Source organism: Streptomyces sp. NPDC039430 (assembly GCF_055639435.1).
On the sequence record NZ_JBVKAK010000002.1, the window covers coordinates 179,098 to 200,183 of the forward strand.

17 protein-coding genes are annotated in these 21,086 nt (G+C 72.5%); 15 read left to right on the top strand and 2 right to left on the bottom strand.

Annotation, left to right across the window (positions count from 1 at the left end):
• Positions 1-46 precede the first annotated feature (46 nt).
• Positions 47-1,975, top strand: a complete 1,929-nt coding sequence (locus ACZ7LS_RS05775) for a cell division protein PerM (protein ID WP_385131855.1) — start codon at positions 47-49, stop codon at positions 1,973-1,975.
• On the opposite strand, the gene ACZ7LS_RS05780 is transcribed toward ACZ7LS_RS05775, so the two are convergent.
• Positions 1,965-3,011 carry a hypothetical protein gene (locus tag ACZ7LS_RS05780; RefSeq protein ID WP_385131857.1) on the bottom strand — a complete coding sequence of 349 codons (1,047 nt, stop codon included), beginning with the start codon at positions 3,009-3,011 and terminating at the stop codon, positions 1,965-1,967. The genes ACZ7LS_RS05775 and ACZ7LS_RS05780 overlap by 11 nt on opposite strands.
• Before the next feature lie 273 nt (positions 3,012-3,284).
• Here ACZ7LS_RS05780 and purN point away from each other — a divergent pair, with 273 nt between their 5' ends.
• Positions 3,285-3,920: a phosphoribosylglycinamide formyltransferase gene (gene purN / locus ACZ7LS_RS05785; protein WP_382520537.1), complete on the top strand. Its 636-nt coding sequence runs from the start codon at positions 3,285-3,287 to the stop codon at positions 3,918-3,920.
• On the top strand, positions 3,917-5,500 hold the full coding sequence (gene purH / locus ACZ7LS_RS05790) for a bifunctional phosphoribosylaminoimidazolecarboxamide formyltransferase/IMP cyclohydrolase (RefSeq protein ID WP_382876271.1): 1,584 nt from the start codon (positions 3,917-3,919) through the stop codon (positions 5,498-5,500). The genes purN and purH overlap by 4 nt, the downstream gene beginning before the upstream one ends.
• 177 nt (positions 5,501-5,677) lie before the next feature.
• Here purH and ACZ7LS_RS05795 read toward each other — a convergent pair whose 3' ends face one another.
• Positions 5,678-6,283: a proline-rich domain-containing protein gene (locus ACZ7LS_RS05795; protein WP_382520540.1), complete on the bottom strand. Its 606-nt coding sequence runs from the start codon at positions 6,281-6,283 to the stop codon at positions 5,678-5,680.
• A gap of 269 nt (positions 6,284-6,552) precedes the next feature.
• Here ACZ7LS_RS05795 and ACZ7LS_RS05800 point away from each other — a divergent pair, with 269 nt between their 5' ends.
• From ACZ7LS_RS05800 to ACZ7LS_RS05855, 12 genes are all read left to right on the top strand, one after another.
• Complete coding sequence (locus ACZ7LS_RS05800) at positions 6,553-7,416, top strand: bifunctional methylenetetrahydrofolate dehydrogenase/methenyltetrahydrofolate cyclohydrolase (protein WP_382520542.1); 864 nt, start codon at positions 6,553-6,555, stop codon at positions 7,414-7,416.
• A gap of 31 nt (positions 7,417-7,447) precedes the next feature.
• Complete coding sequence (locus ACZ7LS_RS05805) at positions 7,448-8,197, top strand: DUF3017 domain-containing protein (protein ID WP_382969165.1); 750 nt, start codon at positions 7,448-7,450, stop codon at positions 8,195-8,197.
• A gap of 420 nt (positions 8,198-8,617) precedes the next feature.
• The gene (locus tag ACZ7LS_RS05810) at positions 8,618-9,496 is read left to right on the top strand and encodes a peptidoglycan-binding protein (protein WP_385131863.1); all 879 of its coding nucleotides are present in this window, start codon (positions 8,618-8,620) and stop codon (positions 9,494-9,496) included.
• Positions 9,493-10,539 carry a helix-turn-helix domain-containing protein gene (locus ACZ7LS_RS05815; RefSeq protein ID WP_382668266.1) on the top strand — a complete coding sequence of 349 codons (1,047 nt, stop codon included), beginning with the start codon at positions 9,493-9,495 and terminating at the stop codon, positions 10,537-10,539. The genes ACZ7LS_RS05810 and ACZ7LS_RS05815 overlap by 4 nt, the downstream gene beginning before the upstream one ends.
• A 329-nt stretch (positions 10,540-10,868) precedes the next feature.
• The gene (locus tag ACZ7LS_RS05820) at positions 10,869-11,975 is read left to right on the top strand and encodes a helix-turn-helix domain-containing protein (protein WP_385131866.1); all 1,107 of its coding nucleotides are present in this window, start codon (positions 10,869-10,871) and stop codon (positions 11,973-11,975) included.
• Between the two features lie 364 nt (positions 11,976-12,339).
• The gene (locus ACZ7LS_RS05825) at positions 12,340-13,329 is read left to right on the top strand and encodes a malate dehydrogenase (protein WP_382520549.1); all 990 of its coding nucleotides are present in this window, start codon (positions 12,340-12,342) and stop codon (positions 13,327-13,329) included.
• A gap of 178 nt (positions 13,330-13,507) precedes the next feature.
• Positions 13,508-13,756: a helix-turn-helix transcriptional regulator gene (locus ACZ7LS_RS05830; RefSeq protein WP_382520550.1), complete on the top strand. Its 249-nt coding sequence runs from the start codon at positions 13,508-13,510 to the stop codon at positions 13,754-13,756.
• Positions 13,753-14,259: a hypothetical protein gene (locus ACZ7LS_RS05835; protein WP_382520551.1), complete on the top strand. Its 507-nt coding sequence runs from the start codon at positions 13,753-13,755 to the stop codon at positions 14,257-14,259. The genes ACZ7LS_RS05830 and ACZ7LS_RS05835 overlap by 4 nt, the downstream gene beginning before the upstream one ends.
• Positions 14,260-14,433: 174 nt before the next feature.
• Positions 14,434-15,936 (top strand): aldehyde dehydrogenase family protein, encoded by a 1,503-nt coding sequence (locus tag ACZ7LS_RS05840; RefSeq protein ID WP_382668259.1) that lies wholly within the window; start codon positions 14,434-14,436, stop codon positions 15,934-15,936.
• A 126-nt stretch (positions 15,937-16,062) separates the two neighbouring features.
• Positions 16,063-17,658, top strand: coding sequence for a GMC family oxidoreductase (locus ACZ7LS_RS05845; RefSeq protein ID WP_385131870.1), 1,596 nt, complete (start codon positions 16,063-16,065; stop codon positions 17,656-17,658).
• Between the two features lie 50 nt (positions 17,659-17,708).
• Positions 17,709-19,001: a quaternary amine ABC transporter ATP-binding protein gene (locus ACZ7LS_RS05850; RefSeq protein ID WP_385131931.1), complete on the top strand. Its 1,293-nt coding sequence runs from the start codon at positions 17,709-17,711 to the stop codon at positions 18,999-19,001.
• Entirely contained in the window at positions 18,998-21,085 is a 2,088-nt protein-coding gene (locus tag ACZ7LS_RS05855) for an ABC transporter permease (RefSeq protein WP_385131873.1), read from the top strand. The genes ACZ7LS_RS05850 and ACZ7LS_RS05855 overlap by 4 nt, the downstream gene beginning before the upstream one ends.
• The last annotated feature ends 1 nt before the right edge of the window (position 21,086 follow it).

Below are 21,086 nucleotides of genomic sequence, written 5' to 3' on the forward strand. Positions count from 1 at the left end.
TCGCCTGTTGCGCGAATTAGATGCCCGTCATGGGCAGCATGACGTCGTGACCCAATTGACCGAACACAGTGCGCCGTTGTCCTCGGCCGCGGCCCTTGAGCGTGGTAGGGCCGCGACGCTCACCTCCGCCGTTCTCCGTGGAGCCTTCGCCGCGGGCCTGGGGCTCGGCGCGATCGCCGTGCTGGTGATGGCGATGTGGATCACCTCACCGTTCCCCGACAGCGGTGCGGGCGGTGCTCTGCGGATCGCGGCCGGGCTCTGGCTGCTGGGCCATGGCGTCGAGCTGGTGCGCCCGGACACCCTCTCCGGGACCCCCGCGCCCATCGGAGTCGTACCGCTGCTCCTAATGGGTCTGCCGGCCTGGCTGGCGTACCGCGCCGCGCGGGACGCCCTCGAACCCGACGAGGGACGGCCCCAGCTCACCGGCCTCGGCGCCGTCTGCACCGTGTCGGGGGGATATCTGCTGGTCGGCGCCTCTGCCGTGCTCTATGCCGGGGGCGGCGCGCTCACCGCGCATCCGCTGCGCGCGGCGCTCACGCTGCCCGTGCTGACGGTGCTGTCGGCGGCGGCCGGGGCATGGACGGCGCACGGATGCCCGCGCCTGCCCCTGCCGCAGCGGCTGCCAGGGGCGGTACGGAGAGCGCTCGCCCGCACGTTCTGGACGCCCGCCGGACGCCGGGGGGTGGCCGTCGCGGGGCGCTCGGGGGCGGCGGCCTGCCTGCTGCTGGTGGGCGGCGGCGCGCTCCTGGTCGGGGCGTCGCTCGTATGGCACGGAGACCCGGCACACACCTCGTTCGTCCAGCTCGCCGGGGACTGGTCGGGGCGGGTCGCCGTGCTGCTGCTGGGGCTGGCGCTGGTGCCGAACGCGGCGGTCTGGGGCGCCGCGTACGGCCTGGGGCCCGGCTTCGCGCTCGGTACGACAGCGACGGCGACGCCGCTCGGGGTCGTGGGCACCCCCGCGCTGCCCTCCTTCCCGCTGCTCGCCGCCGTGCCGGACGGTCTCGGCACGCCGCTGAACTGGGCCGCGGCCGGGGTCCCGGTCGTCGCGGGGCTGGCCGTCGCCTGGTTCACGGTACGGGTGGCCGCGCCCCCGTTCGCCCTGCGGGAAGAGGCGTGGAGCGCGCGGGGGACGGCGCTCACGGCGGCGCTGGGGGGCGTGGTGTGCGCGGGGCTGACGGCGGTGCTGGCGGGGCTCGCGGGCGGACCGCTGGGCAGCGGCAGGCTGGCGGCCTTCGGCCCCGTGTGGTGGCTGACGGGCGCCGCGGCGCTGGCATGGACGGTGGCGCTCGGCGTACCGGCGGCGCTGCTGCTGCGGCTCTGGCGGCTCCGGGAGCGGCGCCCGAAGGACCTGCCGGCGGCCGAACAGCCCCCCGCGACCGGGCCGGGAGCGGCGTCCGGTGCCGGGGGCGCGGAATCCGGTGCTCCGGGGGGCGCGTGGTGGCGGATGCCCTGGCGGCGACCGGCGGGACGGGGTGGTGCGGGCGCGGCGGCGCCGGGTCCGCGCGCCCCCTCGGAGGAGGAAGAGGCGATCGGCGGCCTGGACATCCTGGACGCGCTGGATGTGGCGGAGGCCGGCGCGGGCGCGGGGCCGGGCGGGAGCGCGGGAGCGGCCGCGGGCGGTACGACAGGTGCGGGCCGTACGAGTGGTGCGGGCGGTACAGGCGGTGCGAGTGGTGCGGGCGGTGCGAGTGGTGCGGGCCGTACGAGTGGTGCGGGCCGTACAGGCGGTGCGGGCAGTACGGGAGCCGGGGCGCGGGAAGCGATCGATCCCGCATTCGAGCCCTATGACTTCCTGCCGGCCGAGGCCTGGCACGAGCGCGGTGCGCGGGAAGCGCGGTGGGCGGCGTTCAAGGAGGCGTCGGGTGGGCTGATGGCCGACTTTCCGGCCACGCCGGGGCCGCTCGCGCCGGAGCCGCCCTCCCCCAGGAAGGGCGGCTCCGGCACGGACGAGGATCCGGGAGGCGTTACTCCTTGACGCCGAAGACCGGCACCAGCGAGTCGGGCAGCAGGTCGTTGCAGGAGAGCTGGCCCGTCGTCGTCAGAGCGTCGTTCACGCACGTGTAGTAGTCGCGGTAGACCAGCTGCACGGTGAAGGTCGTGGCCACGATCGCCAGCGCGATGACGGCCGTCACCAGTCCGCTCACCGCCGCGGAGGTCTGCGGCCTGCTCGACGCGGGGACGGGCGCTCCGGGCCGGCCCGGCTGCGGCTGGCCGGTCGCGGCTCCGCCCGCCCGCACCGCCGCCGGGGCCGAGCCGCCGGCCGCTGTGCCGTCGGTGTCCGGCGACGGCCTCTTGTTCTTGTTGCGCAGCGAGCTGATGCCCCAGTACAGCGCCAGCGCCCCGAGGAGCAGCGCGATCTCCGGGAAGTCGAAGAGCGCGAAGAAGAAGGCCCACATTCCGGCGAGCAGTGCGTAGCGGGCGCGGCGCTGGGCCGGGTCCGTCGGGTCCCAGCGCAGGCCGCCCCGGCCTCCGTCGGGTCCGTCCTTGCCGGAGCCCTGGCCGCTCTGTCCGTTCTGGCCCCCCGGACGGCTGCCGAAGCCGCCCTGGGAGCGTCCGGGCTGACGGCTGCTCCACTGGCTGCCCCAGCCGCCCCGCCCCGAGCCGGAGCCGTCGTTCGACGCGTCACCGCCGTGCTCGGGACGGCGGGGCTGCCACGGCTGGTCGGGCGCGTCCTCGGGCGGCGGCGCGAACGGATTGTCCTCGGCGGAGCCCGGCGAGGACGTGCCCGGCGAGGACGTGCCCGGCGAGGACGTGCCCGGCGTGGAAGTGCCCGAAGAGGACGAGTCCGGCGAACCGGCGCCCGAGGACCCCGGCCCCGCGGTCCCGGAGGGCCCTGGAGCCCCGGGAGTCTTGGAGGGTCCAGGGGCGTCCGTCCCGGAGTGCCCGGAGGTTCCGGGCGGCCCTGAGGGTCCGGAAGGCCCGGTGGAAGAGGACTGGCGTTCCCGCGGCAGCAGCACCGGCCCAGAAGGCTGCGGGAGGTGGAGTGCCGTGCGGCGGCGTCGGTCCGGCATCAGGTGAACGTCTTCCCCTCAGACCCAGTGCGCGGGGGTCTTGTCTCGTATGGCCCGTCCCGGAGACGAACCCTGTCCCCAGACGCTACCTCCCGGCCAAGCCCCCGTCCCGTGGGGGCCGCTCGGTGTGCCGGTATCGTTGCTGACGGTCGGCTTCTTCGTAGAGTTCCCCGTATCGGGGGACGTGATTCGTTTGTACGACCACACAAAACCGTACGACGACTCAAGCAGCCGTCCGCACAGGCTGTGCTCGCTCCAGAAAGGCGCCCCGCCGTGGCCTCCCCGCCCTCCTCCGCCCGCCCGGCCCGGCTCGTGGTCCTGGTCTCCGGATCCGGTACGAATCTGCAGGCCCTGCTCGACGCGATCGGTGACGACCCGGTGGCCTTCGGCGCGCGGGTCGTGGCCGTCGGCGCGGACCGCGGTTCCATCGCGGGTCTGGAGCGCGCCGAGCGCGCCGGGCTTCCCACGTTCGTGTGCCGGGTGAAGGACCATCCGAGCCGTGACGACTGGGACGCGGCGCTCGCCGAGGCGACCGCGGCGTACGAACCGGATCTGGTGATCTCGGCCGGCTTCATGAAGATCGTGGGGAAGGAGTTCCTCGCGCGCTTCGGCGGGCGGTTCGTCAACACCCATCCCGCGCTGCTCCCCAGCTTTCCCGGTGCCCACGGCGTGCGCGAGGCGCTCGCCTACGGAGCGAAGGTCACCGGCTGCACAGTCCACTTCGTCGACGACGGTGTCGACACCGGCCCGATCATCGCGCAGGGCGTGGTCGAGGTACGGGACGAGGACGATGAAGACGCTCTCCACGAGCGCATCAAGGAAGTCGAGCGACGCCTGCTCGTCGAGGTCGTGGGGCGTCTCGCCCGGCACGGCTATCGCATTGAGGGACGAAAGGTAACGATCCAGTGAGCGCCGAAGGTACGAAGCGCCCCATTCGCAGAGCGCTGGTCAGCGTCTACGACAAGACGGGTCTGGAAGAGCTGGCCCGCGGGCTGCACGAGGCGGGCGTCACCCTGGTCTCGACCGGTTCCACCGCCGCGAAGATCGCCGCCGCCGGGGTGCCGGTCACGAAGGTCGAGGAGCTGACCGGCTTCCCCGAGTGCCTGGACGGCCGGGTCAAGACGCTGCACCCGCGCGTCCACGCCGGCATCCTCGCCGACCTGCGGCTCGACTCGCACCGCGAGCAGCTCGCCGAGCTGGACATCGAGCCGTTCGACCTGGTCGTGGTGAACCTCTACCCGTTCCGCGAGACGGTCGCCTCCGGCGCCACCGCCGACGAGTGCGTGGAGCAGATCGACATCGGCGGGCCCTCGATGGTCCGCGCCGCGGCCAAGAACCACCCCTCGGTCGCGGTCGTCACCAGCCCGGAACGGTACGGGGACGTCCTCGGCGCCGTACGGGACGGCGGATTCGACCTGACGACCCGCAAGCGGCTCGCGGCGGAGGCGTTCCAGCACACGGCCGCGTACGACGTGGCCGTGGCCACCTGGTTCGTCGACGACTACGCGGCGGCGGACGCCGAGTCCGACAGCGGCTCGGCCGCGGGCCTCCCGGAGTTCCTGGGCGCCACGTACGCGCGCAAGAACGTGCTGCGCTACGGCGAGAACCCGCACCAGCCCGCCGCGCTCTACACCAGCGCCGAGGGCGGCCTCGCCGAGGCCGAGCAACTGCACGGCAAGGAGATGTCGTACAACAACTACACGGACACGGACGCCGCGCGCCGTGCCGCGTACGACCACGCCGAGCCCTGTGTCGCGATCATCAAGCACGCCAATCCGTGCGGCATCGCGATCGGTGACGATGTCGCCGAGGCGCACCGCAAGGCGCACGCCTGCGACCCGCTGTCCGCGTTCGGCGGGGTGATCGCCGTCAACCGGCCGGTCTCCGTGGCGCTGGCCGAGCAGGTCGCCGAGATCTTCACCGAGGTCATCGTGGCGCCCGGCTACGAGGACGGCGCGGTCGAGGTGCTGGCACGCAAGAAGAACATCCGCGTGCTGCGCTGCCCCGAGGCCCCGTCCGCGTCCGTCGAGGTCAAGCCGATCGACGGCGGTGCGCTGCTCCAGGTCACCGACCGGCTCCAGGCCGACGGCGACGACCCGGCGAACTGGACCCTCGCGACCGGCGAGGCGCTCTCCGAGGCCGGGCTGCGCGAACTGGCCTTCGCCTGGAAGGCGTCCCGGGCGGTCAAGTCCAACGCGATCCTGCTCGCCAAGGGCGGGGCGTCGGTGGGGGTCGGTATGGGCCAGGTCAACCGCGTCGACTCCGCGAAGCTCGCGGTGGAGCGGGCGGGCGAGGAGCGGGCGCGTGGTGCGTACGCCGCGTCCGACGCGTTCTTCCCGTTCCCCGACGGGCTGGAGATCCTGCTGAACGCGGGCGTCAAGGCGGTGGTGCAGCCGGGCGGTTCGGTCCGTGACGAGCTGGTCGTCGAGGCGGCGCGGAAGGCGGGCGCGACGATGTACTTCACGGGGACGCGCCACTTCTTCCACTGAGCCGTTTTGGCGGCGGACGGACGGGACGGCGGGCAGGCAGAGGCAGACAGGACAGCGAAAACGCAGGAAGGCCGTAAAACCCGCTGGGGGACGGGTATTACGGCCTTCATTCCTGCCCGGTGCCTCGACGCGTGCCCGGTGCGTCGCTCGACGCGCTGCCCGGTGCGCCGCGTGGCGTCAGTAGCGCGGGCGGTTGAACCACGCGGCGCCGTCGGACTTCCCGGCGAAGACGGCGATCAGGATGGCGAGCACGAGGTGCACGATCCCGAAGACCGTGAACGGGTAGACGGCGATCAGAGCGGTCACGATGCCGTACACGATGAGAGCGGTACGGAAGCCGCTCCCACCGGTCTTGACCTTGATGGCGAGGAAGGCCGACAGCACGAGCCACACCAGGGCCAGCGTGCCGAGGCCGTAGAGGAAGCCGCTCGAACCATCCACGAGGTCCTGGAACTGCGAGTCGTTCTGCAGCGTCGAGCTGTCCTTCGCCGCGTTGAGCGACGCGGCCGAACCGAAGAAGATGAACGTGCCGATCAGGCAGAGACCGGAGATCACCCACAGCATCACACGAGCCGCCTTGACACCGCCCGGCATCTCCAGCGGGCCGCCGGGACCGCCCGGGAAGCCGCCGCCGTACGGCTGGACCGGCGGCGCCTGCGGGTAGCCGTAGCCGGGCTGCTGCGGCTGGCCCTGCGGGTAGCCGTAGCCCGGCTGTCCCTGGGGCTGGCCGGATCCGGACTGGGGCTGCTGGCCGTACGGGTTGTTGGGGTCGCCGAAGCTCATGGCGGGGTTCCTCCGTTGGGTGTTGCGGGGACGGCGCGACCCACGTGGAGGAGGAACTTCTCAGAAGTGAGCGGTCTGCCCCCCGTCGACGGCCGCGTACTGCGCCCGCAATCGTGTTATCTACCTCTTATTTTGTCCAGTCGCCATGGGTGGGCGTTGTGCAAGCGCAACCTCTCCCGGCGCCCGCGACAGGGCGCGCGAACTCCCAGGTCGTCTCAGGATGGGAAGCGAATTGGAACCGGGGAGGGGTCATCCGCGAGGATGGGGGTATGAGCGCCCAGATTCTCGATGGCAAGGCCACCGCAGCCGCGATCAAGTCCGATCTGACCGCCCGCGTGGCGGCCCTCAAGGAGCGGGGAGTCACCCCCGGCCTCGGCACGCTGCTGGTCGGGGACGACCCCGGCAGCCGCTGGTACGTGAACGGCAAGCACCGCGACTGCGCCCAGGTCGGTATCGCCTCGCTCCAGCGCGAACTGCCCGACACCGCGTCCCAGGCGGAGATCGAGGCCGTGGTCGCGGAGCTGAACGCCAACCCCGAGTGCACCGGCTACATCGTGCAGCTGCCGCTGCCCAAGGGCATCGACACCAACCGGGTGCTCGAACTGATGGACCCGGTCAAGGACGCCGACGGGCTGCACCCCATGAGCCTCGGCCGGCTGGTGCTCAACGAGACGGGTCCGCTGCCCTGCACCCCGTACGGCATCATCCAGCTGCTGCGCCACCACGGCGTCGAGATCAAGGGCGCGCATGTCGTGGTCGTGGGCCGCGGGATCACCGTCGGGCGCTCCATCCCGCTGCTGCTGACCCGTAAGTCCGAGAACGCGACGGTCACGCAGTGCCACACCGGCACGCGCGATCTGTCGGCGCAGCTCAGGCAGGCCGACATCATCGTGGCCGCCGCCGGGGTGCCGCACATCATCAAGCCCGAGGACGTGAAGCCGGGCGCGGCCGTCCTCGACGTGGGGGTCAGCCGGGACGGTGACGGCAAGATCGTCGGCGATGTCCACCCGGACGTCGCGGAGGTGGCGGGCTGGATCTCGCCGAACCCGGGCGGCGTCGGTCCGATGACGCGGGCCCAGCTGCTCGTCAACGTGGTCGAGGCGGCCGAACGCGCCGTCGCGGACGCGGGCTGAACGCGAGCCGAACCGGAAAGGGGCGCCACTGATGGGTGCTGGTACGAGCGCGGGCGACGCGGCCCGGTCGCGGCGCGGGACACGGCAGGCGCCGGAGACCGAGGGACAGGCGGTCAGGGAGGCCGGGCCGGTGGTGGCCGCGGGCGCCCTCGGCGCGGACACCGTGACGAAGAGCACGGTGGCGGCTGAGGGTACGGGGGCCGCTGAGAGGACGGCGGGCACGGAGCGTACGGACGCCTCGGCCCCGGATGTGACCGATGCCCCCGACGTGACCGACGCCCCGGGCACGGCCGACGCCCCGGATGCGACTGATACCCCCGACGTGGCCGACGCCTCGGGCACGGCCGGCGCCGCGGACGTTTCGGACGGGACCGGGGCCTCCGAGCAGCGCGACCGGCGGTTCTCGCTCACCCAGGACACCGCACGGCCCGAGGGCGGCGGCCGGGCCGCGCCCTCGGACGCCCCGGCGCCCGCCCGGCAGTGGCCCCTGCTCAGCGTCCTCGGGACGACCGGTCTCGGACTGCTGATCGTCGGTACGCACCCCTTCGCGGAGGCGTTCCGGATCGGCACCATCCTGATCGGCGTGGCCCTGATCGGCGGCGCTGTGCTGCGCCGCGTGCTGCCCTCCGTGGGCATGCTGGCCGTACGGTCACGCTTCACCGACATGCTCACGTACGGCCTGCTGGGTCTCGCGATCGTGCTGCTCAGCCTGATGACACAGCCCAAGCCGTGGCTGGAGATCCCGTTCCTGGAGGACGTCGTCCACTCGACGGTCCCGTAGCGCGTGCCACGGTCCGTGGCGCCGGCCGGTGACGCCGGTCCGTGACGGCGGGCCGTCCTCTCCCCCGAGGAGGACGGACCGCCGTCCCAGTGCGCGCCCGTTCCGTGACCACATGAGGGCGGCGCGGGGTGGACCGCGCCGCCCGGTGTGCACCACAGACTGTTCCGCGTCACCTCGCACCGCCGCCAGGCAAGCCCGTCGAAGCGGGTATCTGTGGGACGCGGGCGATCCTGACCTGCGGGAACGCCGCACCTCGTGGGACGTTGTGGGACGCCGGGGGCCCGCTGTCGTGGCGTGGCGGCCTGGCCGGATGGCGGCGGCCCGGAGCCGCCCGCGGAACCGGGTGTTGCGAGGCCGTCGTTCGCGGGGAGTAAAGGGGACGTGGAACCCCGAAGGGGTCCGATCACGCATGAGGTGGACATGCCGCGTTGGAAATCGCTCCCGTCAGAACTGCCCGAGAAGGACCGTCAACTGATCGTTCAGTTGCGACGGTTGAAGGATCACTCCGGCCTCGGACTCGCCGCGCTCGCGGCGAAGACGGGGTACAGCCGCTCCTCCTGGGAGCGCTATCTCAACGGAAAACAGCCGGTGCCCCGGAAGGCCGTCGAGGAACTGGCCAAGGTCTGCGGAACGGATCCGACGAAGCTGCTCGTCCTGCACGAAGTGGCCGAGCGGCAACCGCCCGAGCCCGCCGCCGAGCCCGCCGCCGGCCCCGTCGCCGAGCCCGTCGCCGGGACGGGCGCGGTGGGTGGCGGTGAGGGTGAGGGCGCGGATGAGGAGACGGGTGAGGCGGCGAGTGAGGCGGCGGTCACGGACGAGCCGGCCGGAACCCGAACGTCCGGTGTCCCGGGGCCCGGTGCCCCGGAGCCCCGGGCGCGTTCGGCCGTCCGGCGGGTGCCGTTGCGGTACGCGGTCGCCGGTGCGGTCGCGGCCGCGGCTGCGGCCTTCACGGCGGGGCTGCTGGTGGCCGGCGGCGACGGGGGCGGGGGCGACGAGGCCGCGAAGCCGGTGACGTACGGTCCCGGCCGTACGTACGACTGCGACCACGAGGGACGTAAGGACGGCGCGGCCTACGCCGGGCACAGCACCACCGTCGAAGCGCTTGTCGGCATCAACGGCAGTGGACCCGACGTGGTCGAGGTGCAGTGTCATCTGCAGCGCCACGGCTTCGACCCGGGCGAGATCGACGGGCTCTACGGGCCGGGCGTGGAGTCCGCCGTAAAGGAATTCCAGAAGGCGCGGAAGCTGGTCAGCGACGGCATCGTGGGGCCTGACACCTGGGCGGAGTTACGCCGGTGAGCGGCGCGTTGGAGAACGCGGCGGAGAGGCCGGGGACGGAGAAGCGGACGGTGGGGAAGCCGGTGGCCGAGAAGCCGGTCGCCGAGAGGCCGGCGGCGGAGTGCGAGCGGCTCGCGGGTGAGTTGAGCGCGCTCCGGGCCCGTACGGGGCTGAGCCTGGTCGCGCTCGCCGGGCGTACGCCGTACAGCAAGTCGTCCTGGCAGCGCTATCTCAACGGTACGAAGCCCCTGCCGCGGCAGGCTGTGGTGGCCCTGTGCACGCTGGCGGGGGAGCCGCCGGGGCGGCTGCTCGCGCTCTGGGAGCTGGCGGACGTGGCGTGGAGCGGCAGGGCGGCCGCGGATACCGGTGCAGGAGCCAAAGCCGGGGGCGGGGCCGGAGTCGGGACCGTACGAGGGCCCTCCCCGCCGTCACCCGCGCCTCCGCGGACGGGACAAGGGGGGCCGGCGGGACCGGCGACGCCACCGGCATCACCGACGCCGCAGGCATCCCCGACGTCTCCGACGCCAGGAAAGGCGCCGCGTGGCAGACGCCGTACCGCGGTGCTCGCCGCTTCGGCCGTGACGGCCGTCGTCACCGTGGCGACGGTGCTCGGGGCCTGGCTGACGGGCGACGACGGAGCGCGGCGGGACGTCCCCGAGGACGTGGCGTGGAGCAAGGTCGGCCCGCTGCGGCCCGGCTGCACCGGCCCGGCGTGCGAAGGCGAGCATCCCGCGCCCATGGAGTGCGGCGTGGAAGGCGCGATGACCACGCTCGGCTCGCTGACCGCGACGGGCGGCCAGCGGCTGCAACTGCGGTACGGGGAAACGTGCCGCACGGTGTGGGTGCGGGCGACCGGGCTGCGGGTGGGGGACCGGGTCGTGCTGACCGTACCCGGCCGGCGGGAACAGCAGATCGCGGCGGTCGCCCGGCGGGACACAGGACGCTATCTCGTGACGCCGATGGTGCCCGCAGACGATCCGTCCGAGGCACGGGCCTGTCTCCTGCCCGAAGGCGGCGGTGAACAGGAGTGTCTGGGCCTGGCGCCGCGGGTTTCCGCGTCGTGAAAAGTCGCGAACAGTCGTGAACGGTCGTGACCGGTCGTGAACAGTCGTGAATACCGGCTGTCCGTATGAGATTCGCGTCATGGACCGGCCGAGATCCTTCAAGGGGCGCTTGGTGTCCATGGCGCGGAATTGGCCATTTTGCCAAGGCGTGATCGGCGGGCAACGGATGTGAGACTGTGCGGGGTTCGGTACAGGGGGCGCGCGACGGGGCGTGCGGACTGTCCCGAATACTCCTGTGCGCTGTCGACTGACGGGGAGGGCAGCGGGCGGCGTGGGGATGGCAGCGCGGAGCACATCCAGCACGTGCGGGGGACAAGGGGGAGGCACAGATGCCTCGTTGGAAGGCGCTGCCGGAGGGGCTCGATCCGGAGGTCAGCAAGTTCACGAGCCAGTTGCGCGGGCTGGTCGACCGCAGTGGTCTGAGCATCGCCGCCGTGTCCGACAGGACCGGCTACAGCAAGACGTCGTGGGAGCGCTATCTGAACGGGCGGCTGCTCGCGCCCAAGGGCGCGATCGTCGCGCTGGCCGAGGTGACCGGCACGCATCAGGGGCATCTGACCACGATGTGGGAGCTGGCGGAGCGCGCCTGGAGCCGGTCCGAGATGCGCCACGACATGACGATGGAGGCGATACGGATCTCCCAGGCGCGTTCGTCGCTCGGGGAGTTCAGCCAGAACCCGGTCGGCGGATCCGGCCGCTCCGGCCGCTCCGGCCGTTCCGGCGGGTCCGGGGCGTCCGGGGCGTCGGCTCGGTCGGGCGGATCCGCCGGACCCGGTGGCGTGGGGGGCCGGCCGGCGGGCGCGACCGTCGAGTTCGGTGGCACGCGCGGGCCCGGGGCACCCTCCGTACCGCAGCAGCGGGGTCCCGGCGGTCCTCCGCGACCGGGCGGCCCGTCGCCCGCCGGGCCGCCGTCGGCGGACCGGAAGCGCGGCCGGCGCAGGATGACGGTCTTCGTCGCGGGTGTCGTAGGCGCGGCGCTGGTGATAGCCGCCGCGGTGCTGCTGACCGATATCGGTGGTGACAGCGGTGAGCGGACCGTCGCCGAGTCCCCGTCGCCCTCGCCGTCGCAGTCCAGCAGCGCACCCGTACTGCCGCCCGGGGTGAAGTGCGGTGGCGACGCCTGCACCGGGAAGGATCCCGAAGAGATGGGCTGCGGCGGCGAGTTCGTCGAGACCGTCGCTAGCGCGACCGTCGGTACGGCCCTGATCGAGGTCCGCTACAGCAAGAGGTGCTCGGCGGCCTGGGCGCGGATCACCCAGGCGGCCGTGGGCGACGAGGTGCGGATCACGACGGGCGGGGAGACGAGCGGCCAGACCGGCGAGGTCGACACAACCGCGAACGCCTACACCCCGATGGTCGCCTCACCGGACTCCGCGGGCGCCAAGGCGTGTGCGAGGCTCGCCTCGGGGGAGACGGGCTGCACCCCGGTACGGTGACCCCGGTTCGGTGACCGGGGCCGGACCCGTCCGCCCCGGACCGCCCGCCCTGGCCCGTCCGCCCTGGCCCCTCCACTCCGGATCGCCCGCCCTGGCCCCTCCACTCCGGCGGCGCTCCCTCGTACGTCTCCCACCACGCCGCAGCGCTGCCGCAGCGGCCGCGGCGCCATCACCGCGCCGCCGCGCCACGCCGTCCCGCCCCCTGTCGTGAGCCGCGCCACAAGGGTGCGTGGGTGTGGGGTCTCCTGGGTCGGATAGCCTGACCGCTGGATATCTCTTCACGTCAAGATTCAGTTCAGCGATGGGGAGATGTCCCGCACCAGGGGCAGGGACCCCCACCGCCAGCTGTCTTACGGAGATCGCCATGACCCGCACTCCCGTGAATGTCACCGTCACCGGCGCGGCCGGCCAGATCGGCTACGCGCTGCTCTTCCGCATCGCCTCCGGTCATCTGCTCGGCTCGGACGTGCCGGTCAAGCTGCGTCTCCTTGAGATCCCGCAGGGCCTCAAGGCCGCCGAGGGCACCGCGATGGAGCTCGATGACTGCGCCTTCCCGCTGCTCAGCGGCATCGAGATCACGGACGACCCGAACGTCGCCTTCGACGGTGCCAACGTGGCGCTGCTGGTCGGTGCCCGCCCCCGCACCAAGGGCATGGAGCGCGGCGACCTGCTCGCCGCCAACGGCGGCATCTTCAAGCCGCAGGGCAAGGCCATCAACGACCACGCCGCTGACGACATCAAGGTCCTCGTCGTCGGCAACCCGGCCAACACCAACGCGCTGATCGCACGCGCCGCCGCGCCCGACGTACCGGCCGAGCGCTTCACCGCGATGACCCGCCTCGACCACAACCGCGCCATCTCGCAGCTCGCCGCGAAGACCGGTGCCGCCGTCTCCGACATCAAGCGGCTGACGATCTGGGGCAACCACTCCGCCACGCAGTACCCGGACATCTTCCACGCGGAGATCGCCGGCAAGAACGCCGCGGAGACCGTCAACGACGAGACGTGGCTGGCCGACACCTTCATCCCGACCGTCGCCAAGCGCGGCGCGGCGATCATCGAGGCCCGTGGCGCCTCCTCGGCCGCCTCCGCCGCCAACGCCGCCATCGACCACATCCACACCTGGGTCAACGGCACGGCCGCGGGCGACTGGACCTCCATGGGTATCCCGTCGGACGGCTCCTACGGTGTCGAGGAGGGGCTCATCTCCTCCTTCCCCGTCACCACCAAGAACGGTGCGTACGAGATCGTCCAGGGCCTGGAGATCAACGACTTCTCGCGGACCCGGATCGACGCCTCGGTGCGGGAGCTGGCCGAGGAGCGCGACGCGGTGCGCGAGCTGGGTCTGATCTGATCCCACTCGCCCTCCGATCCCCCGGAAGGCCCTGGACCGCGTACCCCGCGGTCCAGGGCCTTTCGCGATTCCTGGACCCCGCAGCTCCCGCAGTTCCTCGGCTCCGCAAGGTCTCAACTTCTCAGCCCACGCGCACGAGTTATTGCGTACCTCCACTCGAATGTAGTACTTCTTATACATGAGCGAGCAGGTCCACAACAGGCTGGCAGTCGTCAGGGCCGAACGGAAGGTGTCCCGGCAGCAGTTGGCCGAGGCAGTCGGGGCCCACTATCAGACCGTGGGCTATATCGAACGGGGCCAGTACAACCCCAGCCTCGACCTGGCGCTGAGGATCGCGGAGTTCTTCGGCCTCCCCGTGGAGGCGCTGTTCTCCCTCGAACCCTTCAGCCCGCTCACGGACGAGGTCTACGGGAGGAAGCAGCGATGACCACAGGACTGACGAAGTACGACCGGCGGATGTACACGGTGATGAACAGGCGCGAGGGGCGGCCGTTCTACGCGACGGCCGCCCGGCGGCGCGCCATCGTCTGCGCGCATATCGCTCTGACCGTGGCGGGTGTCGCGGGCTGGACCCTCATGGTCTTCGCCGACCGGATGTGGTCCATCTTCGTCCTCCTCGGGGCGCTGCTGCCGTGGTGCGTCGCGACCGGCTTGATCAATGGCGCCACGCGCGGACTGCTGGAGCTGCGCGGCCGTGCGCTGGACGAGCGTCAGCTCAGGGAGCGCGACACCGTCCTCGCGCGCGCCCACCGGCTGACCTCGCTCCTGCTGCTGGCCGCCGCCGTCGGCATCGGCTTCCTCGGCTGGCTCGGGGAGGTACGGGTCGAGGCGCTGGTCACCCCCGTACTGATCGCGGTCCTGGTCCCGCACTGGCTGATGCCCCTGTGGGTGGCCGGGCTGACCGTACGGGACGAGCCCGACGAGGAGTGACCGGCGGATCACCGGTCCGACACGGGGGTGCGGACCGGTGGACATGCCCCGGCCGGGTGACCCGAAGCACTTTCGGTCACCCGGCACGCATGCTTTCCGCGCCTCGGGGCAGGCGCCCGGATCGCCAGTTCTCGCTGGTGGTGAACGCTCCGGGAATGGAAGGCGATACGCGACGTGTCGGCACAACAGACGATTCATGTGGACGGGAAGTGGCGTGAAGCCGCCTCCGGCGCCACACGAGACATCCTCGACCCCGCCGACGCGACGGTCCTCGCCGTCGTGTCCGAGGGCGGCGCGCAGGATGCCGACGCCGCGATCGCCGCCGCGCGTACGGCCTTCGACGAGGGCCCCTGGCCCCGTACCCCGGTCGCCGAGCGGGCCAGGCTGCTGCGCACGACCGCCGAGCTGCTGATCCGCAACCGCGAGAAGATAGCGCTGCTGGAGAGCAGGGACTCCGGCAAGACGCTGGAGGAGGGGCGCGTCGACGTCGACTGCGTCGCCGACGCCTTCCGCTACTTCGCGGATCTCGTGATGAACGAGAGCGGCGGCCGGGTCGTCGACGCCGGCTCGGACACCGTCCACAGCGTGGTCGTCCACGAGCCCGTCGGCGTCTGCGCGCTGATCACCCCCTGGAACTACCCGCTGCTGCAAGCGAGTTGGAAGATCGCCCCGGCCCTCGCCGCGGGCAACACCTTTGTCGTCAAACCGAGCGAGCTGACCCCGCTCAGCACGGTCGACCTCATCGACCTGCTCGCCGAGGCGGGCCTGCCGCCCGGCGTCGCCAATCTGGTGACCGGCGCGGGCGATCCGGTGGGCGCCCGGCTGTCCGAACACCCGGACGTGGACCTCGTCTCGTTCACCGGCGGGCTCAGCAGCGGTACGCAGGTCATGCGCGCCGCCGCGCCCGGCGTGAAGAAGGTCGCCCTCGAACTCGGCGGCAAGAACCCGAACGTCGTCTTCGCGGATGCCTGCGCCACCGACGAGGGCTTCGACACCGCCGTCGACCAGGCGCTGAACGCCGCGTTCATCCACAGCGGCCAGGTCTGCTCCGCCGGTGCGCGGCTGATCATCGAGGAGTCCGTACGCGAGCGCTTCGTCGGCGAACTCGCCCGCCGCGCCGCGCGGATCCGCCTCGGACGCGGTACGGAGCAGGGCGTGGAGTGCGGACCGCTCGTCTCCGCGCGGCAGTTGGCGAAGACGGAGGAGTATGTCGCCTCCGCGCTGGCCGAGGGCGCCGTGCTGCGCTCGGGCGGCAAGCGGCCCGAGCCGTCGGACGTCCGGCCCGCCGAGGGCTACTTCTACGAGCCGACCGTGCTCGACCAGTGCCACCGGGAGATGCGGGTCGTACGGGAAGAGGTCTTCGGGCCCGTGCTGACGGTGGAGACCTTCCGTACGGAGGACGAGGCCGTGGCCCTCGCCAACGACACCGAGTACGGACTCGCGGGCGGCGTGTGGAGCGCGGACCCGGGGCGCGCGCGGCGCGTGGCGGGACGGCTGCGGCACGGCACCGTCTGGATCAACGACTTCCACCCGTATCTGCCGCAGGCGGAGTGGGGCGGCTTCGGCAAGTCGGGCATCGGACGGGAGCTGGGGCCGGCGGGACTCGCCGAATACCGCGAGGCCAAGCACATCTACCAGAACCTCGCGCCGCGCCCGGTCCGCTGGTTCGCGGGCTGACAGCCGGACAGCCAGCGGGCTGACAACCGGACAGCCCGGCCGTCTCGCACCCCGCACCCCGCACCCCGGCCCCGCCACCCCGCACCCGCACCCCCCACCACCGCAAGCAGAGGAGCAGAGCCAGCCATGGGATCTACGGTCGCCCCTGACCCGAAGCCCGAGTCCGCGCACGACGACGTGTACGACTACGTCGTCGTCGGTGGCGGCACCGCCGGATCGGTGATCGCCTCCCGCCTCACCGAGGACCCGGACATCACCGTCGCCGTCATCGAGGGCGGCCCCTCCGATGTCGACCGCCAGGACGTGCTGACGCTGCGGCGCTGGATGGGACTGCTGGGCGGTGAGCTGGACTACGACTACCCGACGACCGAACAGCCGCGCGGCAACTCGCACATCCGGCACAGCAGGGCCCGGGTGCTGGGCGGCTGCTCCTCGCACAACACGCTCATCGCCTTCAAGCCGCTGCCGTCCGACTGGGACGAGTGGGCGGCGGCCGGGGCCGAGGGCTGGGACGCCGCCGCGATGGACCCGTACTTCGGCCGGCTGCGGAACAACATCGTGCCGGTGGACGAGCGGGACCGTAATCCCATCGCCCGTGACTTCGTGGACGCGGCGCGCGGGGCGCTGGACGTTCCACGCGTCGAGGGCTTCAACAAGAAGCCCTTCCACGAAGGCGCCGGCTTCTTCGACCTCGCGTACCACCCGGAGAACAACAAGCGGTCGTCCGCGTCCGTCGCGTATCTGCACCCCTTCCTCGACCGGCCGAATCTCCGTCTGCTGCTGGAGACCTGGGCGTTCCGGCTGGAGCTGGCGGGCACGCGCGCGCGGGGTGTGCGCGTACGGGCGGCGGACGGCGAGGAGCGGCTGATCGAGGCCCGGCGTGAGGTCCTCGTCTGCGCGGGGGCCGTGGACACCCCTCGGCTGCTGCTGCACTCCGGCATCGGGCCGCGCGCCGACCTGGAGAAGCTCGGGATCCCCGTCGTCCACGATCTGCCGGGCGTCGGGGAGAACCTGCTCGACCACCCCGAGTCGGTGATCGTCTGGGAGACGGACGGGCCGATCCCGGAGAACTCGGCGATGGACTCCGACGCGGGGCTGTTCGTCCGGCGCGATCCGGCGGCCGAGGGGCCGGACCTGATGTTCCACTTCTCCCAGATCCCGTTCACGGACAATCCGGAGCGGCTCGGGTACGAGCGCCCCGCGCACGGCGTGTCGATGACCCCGAACATCCCCAAGCCGCGCAGCCGCGGCCGGCTCTACCTCACGAGCGCGGATCCGGAGGCCAAACCGGCCCTGGACTTCCGCTACTTCACCGACGAGGACGACTACGACGGCCGGACCCTCGTCGACGGCATCAGGATCGCGCGCCGGGTCGCCGCCACCGAGCCGCTGGCGGGCTGGCTGAAGCGGGAGGTCTGTCCGGGGCCCGAGGTCACCTCCGACGAGGAGCTGAGCGAGTACGCCCGTAGGTGCGCGCACACGGTGTACCACCCGGCGGGCACCTGCCGGATGGGCGCCGTCGGTGATGAACAGGCAGTGGTGGCACCCGACTTGAGAATCCGGGGGCTGGAGGCCATCCGTATCGCCGACGCGTCCGTCTTCCCGACGATGCCGGCGGTGAATCCCATGATCGGGGTCCTGATGGTCGGCGAGAAGTGCGCCCAGTTGCTGACCGAGAGCCGCGACGAGGCTCATGACGACCAGAAGGGCCCGAAGCGATGAGCGACGCGGAACCGATGAGCGACGCGAAACCTATGAGCGACGCGGAACCGATGAGCGATGCGGCGACAGCGGCGGAGACGGCACACTGGGACGACCCGGCGGGCAAGGACCTCACCCCGCCCGGCACGGAGAACGAGGTGTCGGAACGGCCGCCGGTCTTCGCCGTACGCGGCCTCTGGAAGGTCTTCGGACCCAAGGCCGAGCGGGTACCCGGCGACCCGGAACTCGCCGCGCTCACCGCCGCCGAGCTGCGCGAACGTACCGGCTGCACCGCCGCCGTACGCGACGTCTCCTTCGACGTCCGCAAGGGCGAGGTGTTCGTCGTCATGGGGCTGTCGGGCTCCGGCAAGTCCACGCTCGTCCGCTGTCTGACGCGGCTCATCGAGCCGACGGCCGGGGCGGTCGCCATCGACGGCGAGGACGTGCTGTCGATGGACAGGGGCCGGCTGCGCGAACTGCGCCGCCACCGCGCCGCGATGGTCTTCCAGCACTTCGGGCTGCTGCCGCACCGCTCGGTCCTCGACAACGTCGCCTACGGCCTGGAGATCCAGGGCATGGGCCGGGCCCAGCGTCGCGAGAAGGCCGCCGAGGTCATCGGCAAGGTCGGCCTCGACGGGATGGAGGACCGCCGTCCCGGCCAGCTCTCCGGCGGTCAGCAGCAGCGCGTCGGGCTGGCACGCGCGCTCGCCGTGGACCCCCAAGTGCTGCTGTTCGACGAGCCGTTCAGCGCGCTGGACCCGCTGATCCGCCGCGATATGCAGGAGGAGGTCATCCGGCTGCACCACGAGGAGCACCGCACGATGGTCTTCATCACGCACGATCTGACCGAGGCGCTGCGTCTCGGCGACCGGATCGCGCTGATGCGTGACGGCCGTGTCGTACAGCTGGGCACGCCGGAGGAGATCGTGGGGCGGCCGGCCGACGCGTACGTACGGGACTTCGTCCGCGACGTACCGCGCGAGCAGGTCATCACCGTCGGGGCCGCCATGCGTCGCCCGCTGGCGGGCGACGCCGAATCCGGGCCCGCGCTGGCGCCGACCGCGACCGTCTCCGAGGCGATCGAGGCCGTGGCGCGCTCCGGGGACGCGGCGGCGCGCGTGGTCGACGGGGGCAGGCTGCTCGGTGTCGTCGACCGCGAGCGCCTGCTGAACGTGGTGGCGGGTACGACGGAAATGGCGGGCGGGGCCGGGCCTTCGGGGCCGGAGGCGCCAGGGGAGCGGCCCGGATCTCCCGGAGCCGCCGGATCACCCGGATCCCCCGGATCCCCCGGATCCCCCGGATCCCCCGGATCACCTGGATCTCCCGGAGCGAGGGCGGAGGCCGGGAAGGCGGCGCTCCGATGACCACCGCGACCACCGCGACCACCGCGCCCGTCGAGCGCGGGGGCCCGTCCGCCGTGCTCTCCTCACCCCTCGGCAGCGCGCTCGTCAGACTGCTGCCGCTCGCCGTGTTCGCGGCGGTCCTCGTACCCCTGGCCCTCACCCGCTGGCCGGGCACCGCCTGGCCCGCCGCGCTGACCGTGGATCTGTCCGCGCCGCTCGGCAGTGCCAGCGACTGGATCATCGACAACCGCGACAGCCACCCGCTCTTCCTCTACTTCTTCGGGCACATCAGCAACGCGGTCGTGCTCGCCGTGCGCGGCGTGTACCTGCTGCTGCTCGCGGCCGGCTGGGCCGGGGTCACCGCGGCGGCCGGGCTGATCGCCTGGCGGGTCGCGGGCGTACGACTCGCCCTCACCGCCGCCGTGTCGTTCGCCGTCTGCGGCGTGCTCGGTATGTGGGTCCCCACCATGCAGACACTTGCTCTCATGGTGGTCGCCGTCACCGCGTCCGTGGTGCTGGGCGGCCTGCTCGGCCTCGCCGCCGGGCTCTCCGACCGGCTGTACCGGGCGCTGCGCCCGCTGCTCGACACCATGCAGGTCCTGCCCGCCTTCGCGTATCTGCTGCCCGTGGTGCTGGTCTTCGGCATCGGCGTCCCGGCGGCGGTCCTCGCCACCGTCGTCTACGCGGCTCCGCCGATGGCCAGGCTGACCGCGCTCGGGCTGCGCGAGGCGGACCGCGGGGTGATGGAGGCCGTCTCCTCGCTCGGCGCGACGGCCCGGCAGCGGCTGCTGACCGCACGGCTGCCGCTCGCCCGTAAGCAACTGCTGCTCGGCCTCAACCAGACCATCATGATGGCGCTCTCGATGGCCGTGATCGCGTCCGTGATCGGCGCCGGGGGACTCGGCGACCGGGTGTACCAGGCGCTGGCCTCGGTCGATGTGGGCGCGGCGCTGGCGGCGGGGCTGCCGATCGTGCTGCTTGCGGTGGTCCTGGACCGTACGACGGCGGCGGCCGGTTCCGGTACTTCCGCCTCCGGCACGGGCGGTTCCGGTACGACCGGTTCCGGTACGGGGGCCGGTTCGAGCGCCGGTCCCGGTGCGGGAGGCCGCGGCATGCGCGGCAGGCTCGGCTGGGCCGTCGCGGCCCTGGCGACCGTCCTCGTGGCGATCGCGGGACGTCTCACGGACCGGCTCGACTGGCCCGGGACCTGGACCGTCAACATCGCCGAGCCCGTCAACCGGGCCGTCGACTGGATGACCGCCCATCTCTACTCCGGCGTCCCCGTCATCGGCGGCACCGCCGACTGGGCCGCCCGCTTCACCACCTGGGTGCTCGACCCGCTGCGCGGCGGCCTCCAGGCCCTGCCCTGGTGGGCGGTGCTGCTGGTCGTCGCCGCGCTCGCGCTGCTGATCGGCACCTGGCAGACCGCGCTGACCGCCGTGCTCGCCATGGCCGCGATCGGTGTCCTCGGGGTGTGGAAGCCGTCGCTGGACACGCTCTCGCAGGTGCTGGCGGCCGTCGCCGTCACGCTCGTCATCGGTTTCGCCGCGGGCGTCACGGCCGCCCGCAGCTCACGGGTGGAAGCGCTGCTCAGGCCCGTACTGGACGTCTTCCAGACCCTGCCGCAGTTCGTCTATCTGATCCCGGTGGTCGCGCTGTTCGGCGTCGGGCGCGCGCCCGCGGTCGCCGCCGCCGTCGTGTACGCGCTGCCGGCGGTCGTCCGTATCACCACCCAGGGCCTGCGCCAGGTCGACCCCGCCGCCATGGAGTCGGCGCGCTCGCTCGGCGCGACCGGCGGCCAGCAACTGCGCCAGGTCCAACTGCCGCTCGCGGGGCCCGCGCTGCGCCTCGCGCTCAACCAGGGCGTCGTCCTGGTGCTCGCCGTCGTCATCATCGGCGGTCTGGTGGGCGGCGGGGCGCTCGGGTACGACGTCGTGTTCGGGCTCGCGCAGGGCGACTTGGCGACCGGGCTGGTCGCGGGCGCGGCCATCGTCTGTCTCGGCCTGATGCTCGACCGGGTGACCCAGCCCACGGAGCGCCGTGCGCAGCGCGGTGCGCAACGCAGTACGCACCGCCGTACCGGCCGGACCAGGAAGGCGGCCTGAC